This is a genomic window from Pseudomonas huaxiensis, assembly GCF_003231275.1.
GTDB classification, from domain to species: Bacteria; Pseudomonadota; Gammaproteobacteria; order Pseudomonadales; family Pseudomonadaceae; genus Aquipseudomonas; species Aquipseudomonas huaxiensis.
In genome coordinates this window covers 24,335-39,516 of sequence record NZ_QKVL01000038.1, presented here as the reverse complement: position 1 = coordinate 39,516, position 15,182 = coordinate 24,335, and the positions used below count along the sequence as shown (strand labels likewise).

Below are 15,182 nucleotides of genomic sequence, written 5' to 3'. Positions count from 1 at the left end.
TAGGGTGTCAGGCACCGGTTGCACAGGATCTTCTCATGCATCCAGCCATCCACTCATCCGCCCAACACCTTCCTCTGTTCCCCATCGGGGCACTGATCTGCACTGCCAGTGTGGACACCCTGATTCGAGAGGGTCGTGTTGACCCACTCCTCTATGTCTGCCGCCACGTCAGCGGTGATTGGGGCGATCTTTGCGAAGAAGACAGGCACGCCAATACCTCGGCCGTTGAACTAGGCAATCGCATCCTGTCGTCGTATCAGATTGCTCCTGACCTGAAGATTTGGGTTATCACTGAAGCTGATCGCAGCGTCACCACGATCCTGCTTCCCGAAGACTATTAACGCTGCAACTCAAACGGCCTCTCGGGGCCGTTTTTTTTTTCAGAAATACGGTTTTTTTGCACTGCTAGTACGAGACCAAACAAATAGAAATAAATCGACACAAAATATGAAGAACCGATTAGCCAGAGTGACTACACTGCCGATCTCTGCCTCATATAAAAAATAGAAAATGCTAACTAATATTTTTTACGCCACGTTTCACCCTTCAATTGCGCACCTAAGCATTGCACAAATCGAAGAGCTTCATTCTCGCTTTATCAATGGCGAGAAACTCGCCCCTCTACTCATTGAATATAAAATCTCCACAAACTCCAAACAGCTAAATCCCCTACTCCCTCTTCGCACGTTACTGAACACTTCCTGCCCAAATTGTTCAGCACCTTTACAATTGAAGTGGGCAACCAAGACGACTGGGCAATCAGCCCCGTTCTGCAAGCCATGTGAACATACCATGGAGCGTGGCTGCCAATGTGCTTACTGCTGGCAGTTAACCATCAACCGACTGAACGGCAAATGGGGAAGTCAGTCACTACAATATAGTGAACTTGACTTTCAAGACAAGCTTTTGACATTAACCCTACTCTCACACCCCAACAACAAAAACACCAAACGCAAGCGGTTTCGTTCACACGTCGAATGTTCAGCAAAGACAAAACATCTAAACAAACTTAGAATAAAGGGAATAATCAAGCTTGCTGATATGCCCAAGTGGTCGAGCAGCCTGAACGATTTGATCGCATACTATCCCGAAGAAGCCGTATGGCGAACCAATGCAGCATTAGTTCCGACACCTGTTTGCCAACTAGCCGACGCAGAGCTAATAGAGACCATACAGTGTGACATCCACTCAAATCTCACAATAGCAAACGAGCTTGAAATAATCAGCCTAATTCACGAGCTATTGGAAGACGACCTGTATTCATACTTACAAGAACAGCTCTCAAGAGAAGGGCTCAATATAACAACTGAGCGATACACTCGCGCAGCCCTCAAAACCTTGATAAACAAGTTACCCCCGCGTGAAATATTTGCCGCCATCTGGGAAGCTGCCAAGTCCGCTAGCAGTGCATTCAAAAATGGTAAGGCCACGTGCAAAAAACACGCTGGCAACATGATACCCAACGCACTACTTCGGAGAGGCGAACATCGAATTTCAAACACCGAATGCTGGAAACACGATTACTACCCCGTGTCTGAGTCTCTGGTCGCACCAGTTCTAAGAGTGCTTGGTTTGACTGATCACGCTGTATTTTTTTCGCTTCCACTCGAGCGCTATCACGCAAATTATTTGATAGCGAGACTGACCGAGAGCTTCGAGGACAATCAATGCGCCGGCGAAATCCGTATCTCGAGCTTCTGGCCTGTACGTGTTGAAACCGTTGTGGCCGGGCCCTCAATCTGAGCAAGCATTTCGGACATGAGTCCTCTCGGAATGTTTGCTGAATCCAAGCTACTGTTTTGAGACGGTGACCAGCGACATTGTTCGGAGCACCGCCATGAACCATCTACCCTGCTCATGCGCCTACCTCACAGGGGTTTTTCTCATAACACTCATCAGCGGCTGTGCGACCTTCGTTTCTTCGCATGAGGAGGAGACCACAGCCACGGGTCAGCAATGCGCACAGCCATCAGAAGCTGTTGTTCTGCAAGGACGATATAGGCGCGCTCGACCGGGCCCAACAGCCGACCAAACCAATCTGCTCCTACAGATCATAGAGTTGGATATTCCTACCCCTCCGGTTGAAAGCGTTGGCTCAGCACTCAAATATCTTCTTCTAAAGTCCGGCTTTCAGCTCTGCAACACAAGCATCGAACTAAACCAGCTACTCGACCTCCCAGTTCCCGCCGTACACCTAAAACTGGGACCAATGGCATTACGCGATGCTCTGGAAACACTATCCGGCCCAGCCTGGTCGCTGGAAGTGGATCAAAGTCAAAGGCGCATCTGCTTCAGTAAGCGGGACCCGTTAATGAATCGCCCGGTAACGGGAGAGCAGCCGTGATACAGGCTCCGAAGACGCTCCAAAAGCCCGGCGTCGTTGTGTTGCGAGTTGTCGCCGGGATCAGCCTCGCCTTAGCTCTAGGCATGTCTGTTCATCAGTACCATCGTCTCGGGCAGCTACAAGTCGAACTACTGGCTCGATCGCCTCTGGGGCAGGCTCAAGACCTGCAAGCGAACGTAGAGAAACTTGAAAGAACGCTGGAACACCTAAGCACCCAACCACCCCATGCGGCCCAATCAGAATTTGAGCTAAGCCAGGCTACCTTCGAGCAGCGCATCACTGCCATCGAAGACGCACTTCGACTCCAACCATCCGACGCTGATCTGGAAAGGCTACGGGGCCGTGTCCATGCCCTTGAATCACAAGCCACCCCAAGTCCTCGGCCTTCTCGCCCATTCCGCCCTGCTCGCCGGCCCGCACTCCACCTGCCGTCGCAGGAGGCTCAACCTCCCTTCCAGATAGTTGGACCGGAACTGCGCGGCGGGCACCAGTTCCTCACCCTCCTCGCCAACGGCTCACATTCGATCGCTGACGTCACACTGCTGCGCATCGGAGAAGCGATCGGAGCGTGGCAACTCAACCGGGTCACCCCTGATGGTGCGGAGTTCCGTGTGCACGGGAACACACGCATCCTGCCTCTGCCCTAGGAGCCTTTGATGCCCAGAATAGTGCTATTCGCCGCATTGCTCGTCATACAACAGACCGCCTCTGCCAGCGATATGACTGAGCGCAAAAGTGGTGTCCAGATTTCGAGAGCACTCTCGCTTTCGGAAAAGCAGCTGGCCGAGGCTTGGGGTCTGCAACCGGAGGAACTGAGCCGGTACCGAGCGCTGATGCAGGGCCCCCTGGGCGTCTATTCGCCTAACATCGATCCTTTGACTGCGCTCGGCATCGAAGCAGAGTCCGAGGCAGACCAGCGTCGTTACGCGGACCTGCAAGTGCAGGCCGAGGCCCATCGGGTGGAGAAACTGCTGGCGTATCAGCGTGCCTACGACCGTGCCTGGCAAGCCCGCTTCCCCGGCATGTTGCGCGCTGAGCTACCCGACAACACGCCCATCTCCAGCCCTCGCCCCAACCGGCTGGCGCTCTTCGTCCAGGCCGATTGCCCGCCCTGTGAGCACAAGGTGATTCGCCTGCAGCTTTCATCCACTCCGTTCGACCTGTACCTCGTGGGTAGCGGAAACGATGACCAGAGGATACGTGGCTGGGCCCGCAAAGTGGGTATCGATCCGGCTCAAGTCCAAGCACGCCGAATCACGTTGAACCACGACGCGGGACGTTGGGAGTCCTTGGGACTTGCAGGTCAATTACCGGCACTGGTACGGGAGGTCGATGGGCAATGGATACGTCAGTAGTGCTCCGACCACTGGCTGCCTACTTGCTGATGGCGCCCGGACTCTGGTCAACAGCGACGTCAGCAGCGGTACCGCCTATCGCCTACCAGTACGCCGCGCAGGCAGCGGAAATCCCACCCGAAGTGCTCTACGCCATCGCGCTACAGGAAAGCGGTCTGGAACTACGGGGCCGGCGGCGTCCATGGCCGTGGACGTTGAATGTTGCGGGCAAGAGTCAGTATTACAGCTCTCGCACCCAAGCCTGTGCCGCGCTTCAGTACGCAGCGCGCCGGGTCAAAGCCACTCGCATTGATGTAGGCCTTGCTCAGCTCAACCTCGGATATCAACGAGCACACTACTCCGCACCGTGTGAGCTGCTCTCCCCCGCGCACAACCTGACCATCGCAGCGTCGATCCTGCGGCGGCACCGGCGTGCTGGAGAGGACTGGCTGCCGGCAATCGGCCGATACCACCGGCCGGCGGGAGGCCCTCTTGCAACACGCTACCAACGCCGTGTCAGCGAATACCTCTCACGCCTGCAAAAAGGGACATTGCAATGAGCCGGACCGTCGCGATCGCTTTGCTGTGGGTGATGTTGAGCACCGGACAGGCGCAGGCCCAAACGAAGAATCTGTCGGAGCGCTTCGACGAAGGCGCCATGTTGCCCGTCCATTCAGCACTTCTGACACCAGGCCCCGTTAAAGCGCGGGCCTCCCACATGCCCGGCCTTCCGGCATTCTTCCTGGTCGGTGATGACGTTCGTTCGAGGTCCTGGCTCAAGCAGAGGCTGCCAACCCTGCAACGACTGAACGCCGTGGGCATCGTCGTGCAAGTCAGCTCGACCAAAGCATTGAAAGACCTGCGTGCGCTGGCTCCAGGGCTCACGCTTTCCCCCGCATCGGCGGACGACCTGGCCCAGCGCCTGGGCCTGAAACACTACCCCGTGCTGATCAGCGGATCAGCCATCGAGCAATAACGTGAGCCAGGAGCATGCCATCGAGGTACTCCTGCGGCCTGCGGTCGAGCTCTACAGTGTCGCGGCCTGCGCGGGCGCAGCAATGCTTTGTCTGGCAGCACCTTGGTCACTTGCGCTATCACCGGGTTTTGGCACGACCAGCGCTCTGGTCTTCGCCGGCTGCGGAACCATTCGACTGCGCCAAGCTGCCACGATCATTGGGTACCGTCGGCGCCTGCGTCGCTTGCCCCGCTATGTCATGACCAGTCGACAGGTACCGGTCAGCCAGACCCGGCTGTTCATCGGTCGAGGGTTTCGCTGGGACCAGCGGCACACCCATCGGCTGCTTCAGACCTACCGCCCCGAATTCCGTCGCTATGTCGAACCCAGTTGGCTCTACCGTAGTGCTCGGCATATCGCCGGGAAGCTGGAGTTCGCGCCATTTCCCCTGAGCCTCGTACCGAACCTGGCAGATTGGGACCACTCGCTCAACCCTGTCCGCCCTCTGCCCCCCGTTGGCGGGCTACCCCGGTTGCATGGCATCGAACCCAACGAGGTCGATGTCTTCCTGCCTCTGCGTGAGCGCGTCGGCCACACCTTGGTGCTGGGCACGACTCGAGTCGGCAAAACCCGCCTGGCAGAATTGTTCATCACCCAGGATATTCGCCGCGGTGAAACCTGCATCGTCTTTGATCCCAAGGGCGATGCTGACCTGCTCAAGCGCATGTACCTCGAAGCGAAACGCGCAGGTCGCGAGGGCGAGTTCTATGTCTTTCACCTCGGCTGGCCTGACGTTTCTGCCCGCTACAATGCCATTGGGCGCTTCAGCCGCATCACAGAGGTCGCCTCACGCATCGCAGGACAGCTCTCTGGAGAGGGCAACTCTGCGGCCTTCCGTGAGTTTGCATGGCGATTCGTCAACATCATTGCCCGCGCCCTGGTGGAGCTTGGGCAGCGCCCGGATTACCTGCTCATCCACCGTCATGTGATCAACATCGACGCGCTGTTCGTCGAGTACGCCGCCAGCTTCTTCGCACGTAAAGACCCGAAGGCCTGGGAGACGATCGTGCAGATTGAGGCCAAGCTCAACGAGAAGAACACGCCCCGGCACATGGCCAGCCGTGAAAAGCGGGTGGTCGCGATTGAGCTCTACCTCTCGCAGAAGCGTATTTACGATCCCGTGATGGATGGCCTGCGATCGGCGGTTCGCTATGACCGGACCTATTTCGACAAGATTGTTGCCTCGCTACTGCCACTGCTTGAAAAACTCACCACCGGAAAAATCGCTCAACTGTTGGCGCCCGACTACAACGACCTCAACGACCCGCGCCCGATCTTCGACTGGATGCAGATCATCCGCAAACGTGCCGTGGTTTATGTCGGTCTGGACGCGTTGTCGGACGCAGAGGTGGCTGCCGCAGTAGGTAACTCCATGTTCGCTGACCTCGTCTCCGTGGCCGGCCAACTGTACAAGTTCGGGGTCAACGATGGCCTCCCCGACGCGGGCGAAGAGCCTCGACCGCCGATCAATGTCCATGCAGACGAATTCAATGAGCTCATGGGGGACGAGTTCATTCCGCTGATCAACAAGGGCGGAGGCGCTGGTCTGCAGGTCACGGCGTATACACAAACCCTCAGCGACATCGAGGCCCGACTGGGGAACCGCGCCAAGGCGGGCCAGGTAGTGGGCAACTTCAACAACCTGTTCATGCTCCGCGTACGCGAAACCGCCACGGCCGAGCTCCTGACCCGTCAGTTGCCCAAGGTCGACGTGTACAGCACCACGCTCATGAGCGGCGCTACCGACAGCTCCGATCCAAATGGGAATACAGCCTTCACCTCCAGCACCCAGGACAGGGTCTCCAGCACCAGCGTGCCCTTGATCGAGCCAGCCCACGTCGTGGCGCTACCCAAAGGCCAAGCTTTCGCGCTTATCGAGGGCGGTCAACTCTGGAAGATCCGTATGCCTCTGCCCGCGCCCGATCCGGACGAGGACATCCCCAAGGACCTGCAAACGCTAACGAGCTACATGCGCCAGCGCTACACCGAAGCAGGGGAATGGTGGCAGCAATCATCAGCCCCAGCACCCGATGCCCCACTCCCGGATGATCTTGTCCAACCTGATACGGCCGAGCACGTCGAGGCCACGGACAATGAGTGATCCTGCCGACGCCGCTCGCAGGCAGCAGACTCGTCAGCAAGGCCTGATCATCGCGCTGGTGACCCTGCCGTTTCGACTCTTCGCCGTGCTGGCCGGATCACTCCTGATCAGCCTGGTTATCGAGTGGATTGGCTTGGTCTGGCTCTGGCCAGAGCAAGGTTGGCGCCATGCCCAAGGCATGCTCGAGTTTGAATTGGAGCAATTTTCTCGAGACTTTGCCCGAAGCGTACTGATACAGGAGCCAGGTCGTACCATCGGGGAGCTGGTGGCCTGGGTGCAGAAGCGCCTGGTCGTGGACAGTGCGCTATTGACCTGGTCGGAACAGCTTAGGAGCGCGAGCTCCGCAGAGAGACACGACCTGCTCACGTACGTGAGCCAAGCCTACCGCTACCTGGAAGGATTTCTGTTAGCCGGGGCCTACACACTGCTGGTATTTCTCGTTCGCTTATCCGTGTTGTGCCTGAGTGTGCCACTGTTCTTCGCTGCGGCATTTGTTGGGTTCATCGATGGATTGGTGCGCAGAGACATTCGACGCTTCGGCGCCGGTCGAGAGTCGGGCTTTGTCTACCACCGCGCCCGAGCAACCTTGCTGCCGCTGGTCGTCAGCCCTTGGGTGATTTACCTCGCTCTTCCCGTCAGTGTGAGTCCACTTTTGATATTGCTGCCAGCAGCCGTTCTGCTCGGCATAGCCACCAACATCGCCGCAGCCAGCTTCAAGAAGTACCTGTAAATCCGGGGCTCAGCCAACGCCCATTGATCCGAGCCTTGGCGAGTACCGCCTATCACTATCGTGGCATCCACCTTCATCAGGATGATCACGCCAGTGAAGACCGCAGGGCTCACACATTTCTTACGACCCACCGCAGCAGCAGCCTTGTTGGCACTGCTCACCGTGCCCTCCTGCGCCAATGCCGAAGACCTCGAGCGGCTCCACTTGAGCCTGATGCTGCGTCAACTCGATGCACTCGATCGGCAGTCACGGCAACGTGCCTCACAACCCAAAACCCAACCATCTCGTTATCACTTCGACTACGAGCGCTTTCAGAGTGACCTTGAGCGTATCCGGTTCGGTGTCCAGGACTACCTCACCCCCCGACGTGCACAGCCTCGCGACCCGTTTGCGCTGTCAGGCGACTACCGAAAGGAATCAGGGAATTCGCCATGACCGCCGCTCAGCGAAACGCCTTCCAGGCGAGCGGCGGCATCTCCCCTGATGACCTGCAAACGCTGCTGCTGTCCATGGTGTTCTCAGTCCTGCTGCTCTGGGGAACCTGGGCGTTGCGCACGGCCTACAGCGGCTGGGCCGAACAACGTATCAACCAACGCCAGTTCCTCGGCGTCGCCGTCCGCGTCATCGCGCTGTATGTGCTGTTGAGCTTCCTGCTTCTTTCCTGACCAGAGGACTACCCCCATGAAACGCACCCTGCTCCCAGCCCTTGTCGTTGCAACCCTGCTCCCCCTGACCGCTCACGCAGTCGGTAGCCTTCCAACATTGGAAAACCCCTCTCGGGGTGCCGGCACGAACATCATCAGCACGGTCCAAAATTACGCCTACGATGGCGTGTCGCTGATCGCCCTCGTGGTGGTAGCCGCAATGTTCATTGGCGTCTGCTACCACGCCTACACGCGTTACTCGGAGATTCATAGCGGACGTTCAACGTGGGGGCAGTTCGGCCTAAGCGTTTCGGTTGGCGCGGTCCTCTTGGTGATCGGGATCTGGCTGCTGACCAAAGCCACCGGCGTGCTGTGAGGCCCGTCATGGCAGAGCCAACCCACTATTTCCCCGACGGCACGGTTGCATTTCTCCCCCACCGTTTGAACCGCCAGCCGGTTGTCGTCAGGGGCCTGACCGCCGATGAGCTGTGGATCTGCGTGGGAGTGTCTGCCTGCACGGGGCTCGCAGCAGGGATTCCCCTGGCCTGGTTGCTGCGCAGCATCGCGGTCGTCCCCACCGTCACCGCCGCTACGGTGGCACTGGGTGTGTTTCTCGGTGGTGGCTGGTTACGCCGAAAGAAACGTGGCCGTCCCGATACCTGGCTGCACCGCCGCCTGCACTGGCACCTCGCACGCCGCCATCCTGCCCTGGCCTCAACCCTGAGGCTTCCTCCGCTGATCACTCGCTCCGGCCGCTGGAGCACGCGTCGAGGTAGACCATGAGCCGATTTCGCAATGAAGTGCTGCACTTGCAAGGTCACGTCCGCAGCCTGCGCTGGGCGCTGATCGGCGCCCTCACGCTTTCAGGAGGGCTGGCCATCGGTTGGTGGACCGCCTCAAAAGATCTGACCGTGCATGTTCCCCCCGATCTGCGTTCTGGAAGTAGTCGAAAGTGGTGGGATGTGCCGCCAGAATCCGTCTACGCATTCACCTTTTACATCTTCCAGCAGCTCCACCGCTGGCCTACCGATGGGGAAGCGGATTACCCCAAGAATCTCCACGCACTGTCGGAGTACCTGACGCCTGCATGCAAAGCCTACCTGCAGCAGGATTATGACTATCGCCGCAGCACCGGGGAGTTGAAGGATCGTGTCCGCGGGGTATATGAGATTCCTGGCCGCGGCTATGGTGACTCTCCCTCTGACCGGGTCCACATCGTTTCGAAACGTGATTGGGTGGTCACCCTCGACCTCAGCGCCGACGAGTACCACGGGGCGGAACAGGTGAAGCGTGCGTTGGTGCGCTACGCCATCAAAGTAGTACGGCTCGACATCGACCCCGAGAAAAACCCGTTCGGCCTTGCCCTGGATTGCTACGACAAGGCCCCCAGACGCATTAGCACATCAGCCACCTCTTCTTCTGATCACCAGCCTGGAGAGTCCCTGCCATGAACAGGCTGATCTCCTGCATGCTGGGTGGGGTCTTGATAAGCAGCACAACGCTCGCCGAAGCAGTTGAGCTGATGCACTGGGAGCGGTTGCCCTTGCCGGTACAGCTGGTCATCGACCAGGAGCGGGTGGTGTTCGTTGACCGCAATGTGCGCGTCGGCGTGCCAGGCAATGTCGGCAGCCGCCTTCGTGTGCAAACAGCCGCCGGCGCCGTGTATCTACGGGCGAATGGACCGTTGGAGATATCACGCATTCAGTTGCAGGACATCGAAACCGGGGAAGTGATTCTGCTCGACATTCAGGCAGGATCGAGCGAAGTCGATCAAGCGCCGCTTGAGCCCATCCGCATCGTGCAATTCCCGCCGCCGCCCGAATCAAACGGCTCACCCGCAGAGGCATCCCGACCTACGCCTATACCGGTCGCGCTGACCCGTTACGCCGCACAGAACCTGTACGCGCCCTTACGGACAATCGCCCCCCTGCATGGGATTCGGCTCCAAGTATTGGCCAAGGACCTCCCACTTGATCGACTGCTGCCCGGTCACCCCGTTCTAGTCCGTCCCCTCGCGGGATGGCGGCTGGACGACTACCGAGTGTCCGCCCTGCTCCTGCGCAATGCTCAAGGTTCAACTATCGATCTCGACCCGAGGGAACTGCAGGGACAGTTCTTTTCCGCAAGCTTTCAGCACACAACACTCGGGCCGGCGGGTTCCGCCACCGACACGACCGTGCTGTACCTGGTCACTCACAAGCAGGATCTCGCCAGTGCACTGCCCCCTTTTCAGAGTCGCTTCGACGCAGCCCTAAACCTGACGCCACCAGAGACAAGGGAGCCTAGCGATGAGAAGTAATGCACTGCTGAAATGGCTGATGTTGCCGCTTGTAATGCTTCTGGTGTTTGTTGGTCTTCGCCTGTCGAACAAAGAACCGACCAGACCTGCCCCAAATGATGAACCCGCTCGGCTCACCACTGAAGAGATGAAAAGCCTTGGGATCGAAGGCGACACGCCACGAGACACTGTGGCAACCCTCGTCGCCCAGGTGAAGCAACTGCGCAACGAGTTGCAAACCGCCCTGACCGACAACAAGCATCAACGCAACGAGAATGAGCGGCTGCGTCAGCGGGAACAAGCCGTCGATCAACGCATTCAGACCGCGTGGGACAGTGAACGCGCTCGCCTGCAACAGGAGCGCGAAAGCGTTGCCAACGATCAGCAGCACACACAAGGGATGCTCCAGGAGCTCCAACGCAAGCTGAACAGTCTTGGCGGCGATGATCCCTCCGTTGACCTGCCTGTCGGCCTCGGTCTTCGGCCAGACGAAGAGATGGGCTCGGTGGGTGAGACGCTGACCTGGATAGAACCGAATGGCAGCAGCGCGGCAGACAGCTCGCTCAGCTTCAACGGCAAGGGCCTCAGCTTTCCCACTCGCTTCGGCACTGCACAGACCGCGACCGAACCACTCAGCCGAACAGAGGCTGAGCCCTCTACGAAAGCGGTTTACACCATCCCCGCCAACGCCACCTTGATGGGCTCGATCGCCATGACAGCGCTGCTGGGGCGTGTGCCGGTCGATGGCACCGTCAACGACCCTTATCCCTTCAAAGTCTTGATTGGCCGGACCAACCTCACTGCCAATGGCATCGACCTGCCGCAGGTGGCCGGGGCAGTCGTGACCGGCAGCGCCTCAGGGGACTGGACATTGTCCTGCGTTCGCGGACAGATCCGCTCGATCACCTTCGTGTTCGAGGACGGCACCATTCGGACCCTGCCGGAGCAGGGTGATGGGTCGGGAAATACCGAAACCACCCAAGGCGGTCTCGGCTGGATCAGCGATCCCCACGGCATACCCTGCATTGCTGGGAAACGGCGCAGCAATGCTCAGGAGTATCTCGGTTCACAGGCCTTGATAACCGCCGCAGGTGCAGCCACGGCCACGCTGATCCAGTCACAGAGCAGTGGAACCGCCTACATCGCCAACGGTACCGGCGGCATCGGCCAGGTCGGCATTCCCGCCAGCGAAGCCATGGGGCGCGTCTTGGGCAATGGTGTCCAGGAGATGTCGCAATGGGTCAACAAGCTCTACGGGCAGGCCTTCGCGGCGATCTACGTCGAGCCCGGGGCACAGGTCGCCGTTCACATTGAACAGCCTCTCACCATCGACTACGACGATAGCGGCCGCAAAGTCGATCACAGCCTTGGAGAACGCCATGTCCCGGACCTGGACTGAACTCGCGATGCTCGCATTTTGTGTCTTTCTCACCGGGTGCGCCACCGACGCAGAGAAGTTGCTGCACCACGGTAATCAGACCATGGCGGACATCTGGTTCCAGGAGGCAGGGCTACAAGCGTCCGGCCAAGCCAACACCCAACTTATCGAAGCCCGTATGGCATTGCGAAGACCGCTGACCAACGCTGAAATCGCGATGGACAACGTGGGATATACCCGCTCCGCGCAGAACGAGATCCAACGTCAATTCCACCGCCTGCCTAACCCTGATCTGGTGATGTTCATCTTCCCGCACCTGGCAGGAACCGAGACCGTCCCGGTACCCGGCTACAGTACCGTGTTCCCGCTGCATACACGGGTTCACTATGCCCTCCCCGGCGAACGCCTGGAGGACTATTGAAATGCCCTGGCTACCCCCCTGGCGGCGGCGACCCGAGCCCGACAACAAGCCGCATTACCAGGATATCTGGGAGCGGTACGTCAAACGGCTCACCCGCCACGGCGCCTCCGTACCCAACGCTGGCCTGCGGCGACCCGCCACTCAAGCCGATGCACAGGGCCTGTACGCAGTAGCACCTTCTTTCGTTGACCATCTGCCTTGGGTTGAGTACCTACCTCACGCCCAGTGCATGCTGCTGGAGGACGGTCACTCGGTGGCCGCGTTCTTTGAGCTCACGCCCATTGGCACCGAAGGTCGCGAAAGCACCTGGTTACTGCATGCCCGTGACGCCCTCGAAAACGCCCTGCAGGACAGCTTCGACGAACTGGACGAGCACCCATGGGTAGTGCAGTTTTATGCTCAGGACGAAACCAATTGGGATGACTACCTCCGGACGCTGCGGGGCTATGTTCAACCTCGCGCCCAAGGCACAGCATTCACCGAATTCTACCTGCGCTTCTTCGCTCACCACCTCAAGGCCATCTCCAGGCCCGGCGGTTTGTTTGAGGACACGACACTTACCCATCTTCCCTGGCGCGGGCAAACCCGCAAGGTCCGCCTGGTCGTCTATCGCCGAGCACCAGTGGTCTCGAAGGCCTCCCGTGACCCGGAACCGGAACAAGCCTTGGCCACCGTGTGCGAGCGGCTACTCGGCGGCCTGAGCAACGCCGGCGTCAAGGCACGCCGCTTGGGTGGCTGCGAAATCCACGCCTGGTTACTGCGCTGGTTCAATCCGAAACCGTCCGCACTGGGATCCTCCCCGGAGGATCGCGAACGCTTTTACCAACTCGCCCGGTACCCAGAAACCGATGAGGGTCAGGAAGAATTAGAGCAAGCCAGTGGTACCGATTTCGCACAACGCCTGTTCTTCAGCCAGCCGCGTTCCGATGTGGAACGTGGTACCTGGCACTTCGACGACATGCCTCACCGGATCGTCCTTTTGGACCGTCTGCGCACCGCCCCCGGCACAGGGCATCTGACAGGAGAGACGCGCAAGGGTGATGCCATCAACACCCTCTTCGATCAGATGCCTGAAGACACCCTGATGTGCCTGACCGTTGTCGTCACACCTCAGGATGTACTGGAAGGCCATCTCAACCATCTGAGCAAGAAGGCCGTGGGCGATACTCTCGCCTCTGAACAGACCCGGAATGACGTGCATGAAGCACGCGGCTTGATAGGAAGCGCTCACAAACTCTACCGTGGCTCGTTGGCTTTCTACCTGCGTGGCAAAGACCCGGACGAGCTCGACGCCCGCGGCGTGCAACTCGCCAACGTGCTGCTCAACGCCGGGTTACAGCCCGTGCGTGAGGACGACGAGATTGCGCCACTGAACAGCTACCTGCGTAACCTACCTGGCGCGTTCAATCCGAGCCTCGACCAGCGCCAGTGGTACTCCCAACTGATGTTCGCCCAGCACCTGGCCAACCTTGCCCCACTCTGGGGGCGGAGCCACGGCACCGGGCACCCTGGCATTACACAGTTCAACCGCGGCGGCGGCCCGCTGACCTTCGACCCACTCAATCGCCTCGACCGGCAAATGAATGCGCACCTGCTGCTATTCGGGCCCACAGGATCGGGAAAATCCGCGACGCTCAACAACATGATCAATCAGGTGGCCGCGTTGTACCGTCCACGGTTTTTCATCGTCGAGGCGGGTAACTCATTCGGCCTATTCAGCGAATTCGCACAACGCCTTGGCATGACCGTTAACCGGGTCAAGCTTTCGCCAGGATCCGGGGTCAGTCTTGCACCGTTCGCCGATGCCCGTCGACTGGTGGAAACACCCAGTCAGGTGCAGACGTTGGACGCAGAACTGCTGGATGAGACGCCTATCACCGGCGGCGATGAGCAACGTGATGTCCTGGGTGAATTGGAGATCACGGCGCGGCTGATGATCACCGGCGGTGAAGAGAAGGAAGATGCACGACTGACACGCGCTGATCGTAGCTTGATTCGCCAGTGCATTATCCAGGCGGCCGAAAACTGTGTGGCGACTCGGCGAACGGTGCTGACCGAAGACATACGCGATGCGCTGCGTCGGCGAGGTGAGGACAACCATTTGCCAGAAGCCCGTCGCGTCCGATTGCTCGAGATGGCCGAGGCCATGGACATGTTCTGCCAAGGCCTCGACGGCGAGATGTTCAACCGTGCCGGCACACCCTGGCCCGAAGCAGACATTACTATTGTCGACCTGGCAACATTCGCTCGCGAGGGCTACAGCGCACAGCTCTCGATCGCCTACCTATCGCTTCTCAACACCGTGAACAACATAGCTGAGCGTGACCAGATGCTCGGCCGCCCCATCGTCAACATCACCGACGAAGGCCACATCATCACCAAAAACCCGTTGCTCTCTCCCTACATCGTCAAGATCACCAAGATGTGGAGAAAACTGGGGGCATGGTTCTGGCTAGCAACGCAGAACATCGACGACCTGCCCAAGGCCGCAGAGCCAATGCTGAACATGATTGAATGGTGGATATGCCTGAACATGCCACCGGATGAAGTCGAAAAGATCGCCCGGTTCCGTGAGCTAAACGTCGCGCAAAAACGCCTCATGCTTTCCGCCCGAAAAGAGGCCGGCAAATACACCGAAGGGGTGGTGCTTTCCAAGTCAATGGAAGCCCTGTTCAGGGCTGTACCGCCCAGCCTTTACCTGGCCTTGGCCATGACCGAACCGGAAGAGAAAGCCGCACGGTATGCCCTGATGAAAGAACACGGAATCAGCGAGCTCGATGCCGCCCTTCGCATCGCGCAACAGATTGACCTGGCCCGCGGCATCGAGCCGTTACCGTTCGATTGGGACTGACAATCCGGACGCCGTGGACTGCGCAATCATCATCCCCAGCAACACGCGCTTCAATAACAATCCTTCGTGAGCCTGCTGATGTGATC

At 58.9% G+C, this 15,182-nt stretch carries 17 protein-coding genes; all 17 read left to right on the top strand.

Annotated features, from left to right (window positions below):
- Positions 1 to 35 precede the first annotated feature (35 nt).
- The 17 genes from DM374_RS26530 to DM374_RS26450 all read left to right on the top strand — a co-directional run bounded on the left by DM374_RS26530 (position 36) and on the right by DM374_RS26450 (position 15,096).
- Positions 36 to 341, top strand: a complete 306-nt coding sequence (locus DM374_RS26530; RefSeq protein ID WP_110972548.1) for a hypothetical protein — start codon at positions 36 to 38, stop codon at positions 339 to 341.
- Positions 342 to 510: 169 nt separating this feature from the next.
- Positions 511 to 1,743: a hypothetical protein gene (locus DM374_RS33280; RefSeq protein ID WP_157969751.1), complete on the top strand. Its 1,233-nt coding sequence runs from the start codon at positions 511 to 513 to the stop codon at positions 1,741 to 1,743.
- Between the two features lie 94 nt (positions 1,744 to 1,837).
- Positions 1,838 to 2,344 (top strand): PFGI-1 class ICE element type IV pilus protein PilL2, encoded by a 507-nt coding sequence (pilL2, locus tag DM374_RS34530; RefSeq protein ID WP_110972547.1) that lies wholly within the window; start codon positions 1,838 to 1,840, stop codon positions 2,342 to 2,344.
- Between the two features lie 653 nt (positions 2,345 to 2,997).
- Positions 2,998 to 3,699, top strand: a complete 702-nt coding sequence (locus DM374_RS26515; RefSeq protein ID WP_225422594.1) for a TIGR03759 family integrating conjugative element protein — start codon at positions 2,998 to 3,000, stop codon at positions 3,697 to 3,699.
- Positions 3,684 to 4,238, top strand: a complete 555-nt coding sequence (locus DM374_RS26510; RefSeq protein ID WP_110972544.1) for a transglycosylase SLT domain-containing protein — start codon at positions 3,684 to 3,686, stop codon at positions 4,236 to 4,238. Before DM374_RS26515 ends, DM374_RS26510 begins: the two co-directional genes overlap by 16 nt.
- Before the next feature lie 32 nt (positions 4,239 to 4,270).
- Positions 4,271 to 4,654: an integrating conjugative element protein gene (locus tag DM374_RS26505; RefSeq protein WP_225422596.1), complete on the top strand. Its 384-nt coding sequence runs from the start codon at positions 4,271 to 4,273 to the stop codon at positions 4,652 to 4,654.
- A 1-nt stretch (position 4,655) separates the two neighbouring features.
- Complete coding sequence (traD, locus tag DM374_RS26500) at positions 4,656 to 6,794, top strand: type IV conjugative transfer system coupling protein TraD (RefSeq protein WP_110972542.1); 2,139 nt, start codon at positions 4,656 to 4,658, stop codon at positions 6,792 to 6,794.
- Positions 6,787 to 7,524, top strand: a complete 738-nt coding sequence (locus DM374_RS26495; protein WP_110972541.1) for a TIGR03747 family integrating conjugative element membrane protein — start codon at positions 6,787 to 6,789, stop codon at positions 7,522 to 7,524. Before traD ends, DM374_RS26495 begins: the two co-directional genes overlap by 8 nt.
- Before the next feature lie 147 nt (positions 7,525 to 7,671).
- Positions 7,672 to 7,959: an integrative conjugative element protein, RAQPRD family gene (locus DM374_RS26490; protein WP_263854302.1), complete on the top strand. Its 288-nt coding sequence runs from the start codon at positions 7,672 to 7,674 to the stop codon at positions 7,957 to 7,959.
- The gene (locus tag DM374_RS26485; RefSeq protein ID WP_110972540.1) at positions 7,956 to 8,189 is read left to right on the top strand and encodes a TIGR03758 family integrating conjugative element protein; all 234 of its coding nucleotides are present in this window, start codon (positions 7,956 to 7,958) and stop codon (positions 8,187 to 8,189) included. The genes DM374_RS26490 and DM374_RS26485 overlap by 4 nt, the downstream gene beginning before the upstream one ends.
- Positions 8,190 to 8,205: 16 nt before the next feature.
- Complete coding sequence (locus DM374_RS26480; protein WP_110972539.1) at positions 8,206 to 8,544, top strand: TIGR03745 family integrating conjugative element membrane protein; 339 nt, start codon at positions 8,206 to 8,208, stop codon at positions 8,542 to 8,544.
- A gap of 8 nt (positions 8,545 to 8,552) precedes the next feature.
- Positions 8,553 to 8,951: a TIGR03750 family conjugal transfer protein gene (locus DM374_RS26475; protein ID WP_110972538.1), complete on the top strand. Its 399-nt coding sequence runs from the start codon at positions 8,553 to 8,555 to the stop codon at positions 8,949 to 8,951.
- Complete coding sequence (locus tag DM374_RS26470; protein WP_110972537.1) at positions 8,948 to 9,619, top strand: PFL_4703 family integrating conjugative element protein; 672 nt, start codon at positions 8,948 to 8,950, stop codon at positions 9,617 to 9,619. Before DM374_RS26475 ends, DM374_RS26470 begins: the two co-directional genes overlap by 4 nt.
- Complete coding sequence (locus DM374_RS26465; RefSeq protein WP_110972536.1) at positions 9,616 to 10,467, top strand: TIGR03749 family integrating conjugative element protein; 852 nt, start codon at positions 9,616 to 9,618, stop codon at positions 10,465 to 10,467. The genes DM374_RS26470 and DM374_RS26465 overlap by 4 nt, the downstream gene beginning before the upstream one ends.
- A complete protein-coding gene (locus DM374_RS26460; protein WP_110972535.1) occupies positions 10,457 to 11,845 on the top strand; it encodes a TIGR03752 family integrating conjugative element protein in 1,389 nt (462 codons plus the stop codon). Before DM374_RS26465 ends, DM374_RS26460 begins: the two co-directional genes overlap by 11 nt.
- On the top strand, positions 11,826 to 12,245 hold the full coding sequence (locus tag DM374_RS26455; RefSeq protein WP_110972534.1) for a TIGR03751 family conjugal transfer lipoprotein: 420 nt from the start codon (positions 11,826 to 11,828) through the stop codon (positions 12,243 to 12,245). The genes DM374_RS26460 and DM374_RS26455 overlap by 20 nt, the downstream gene beginning before the upstream one ends.
- A gap of 1 nt (position 12,246) precedes the next feature.
- Entirely contained in the window at positions 12,247 to 15,096 is a 2,850-nt protein-coding gene (locus DM374_RS26450) for a conjugative transfer ATPase (protein ID WP_110972533.1), read from the top strand.
- The last annotated feature ends 86 nt before the right edge of the window (positions 15,097 to 15,182 follow it).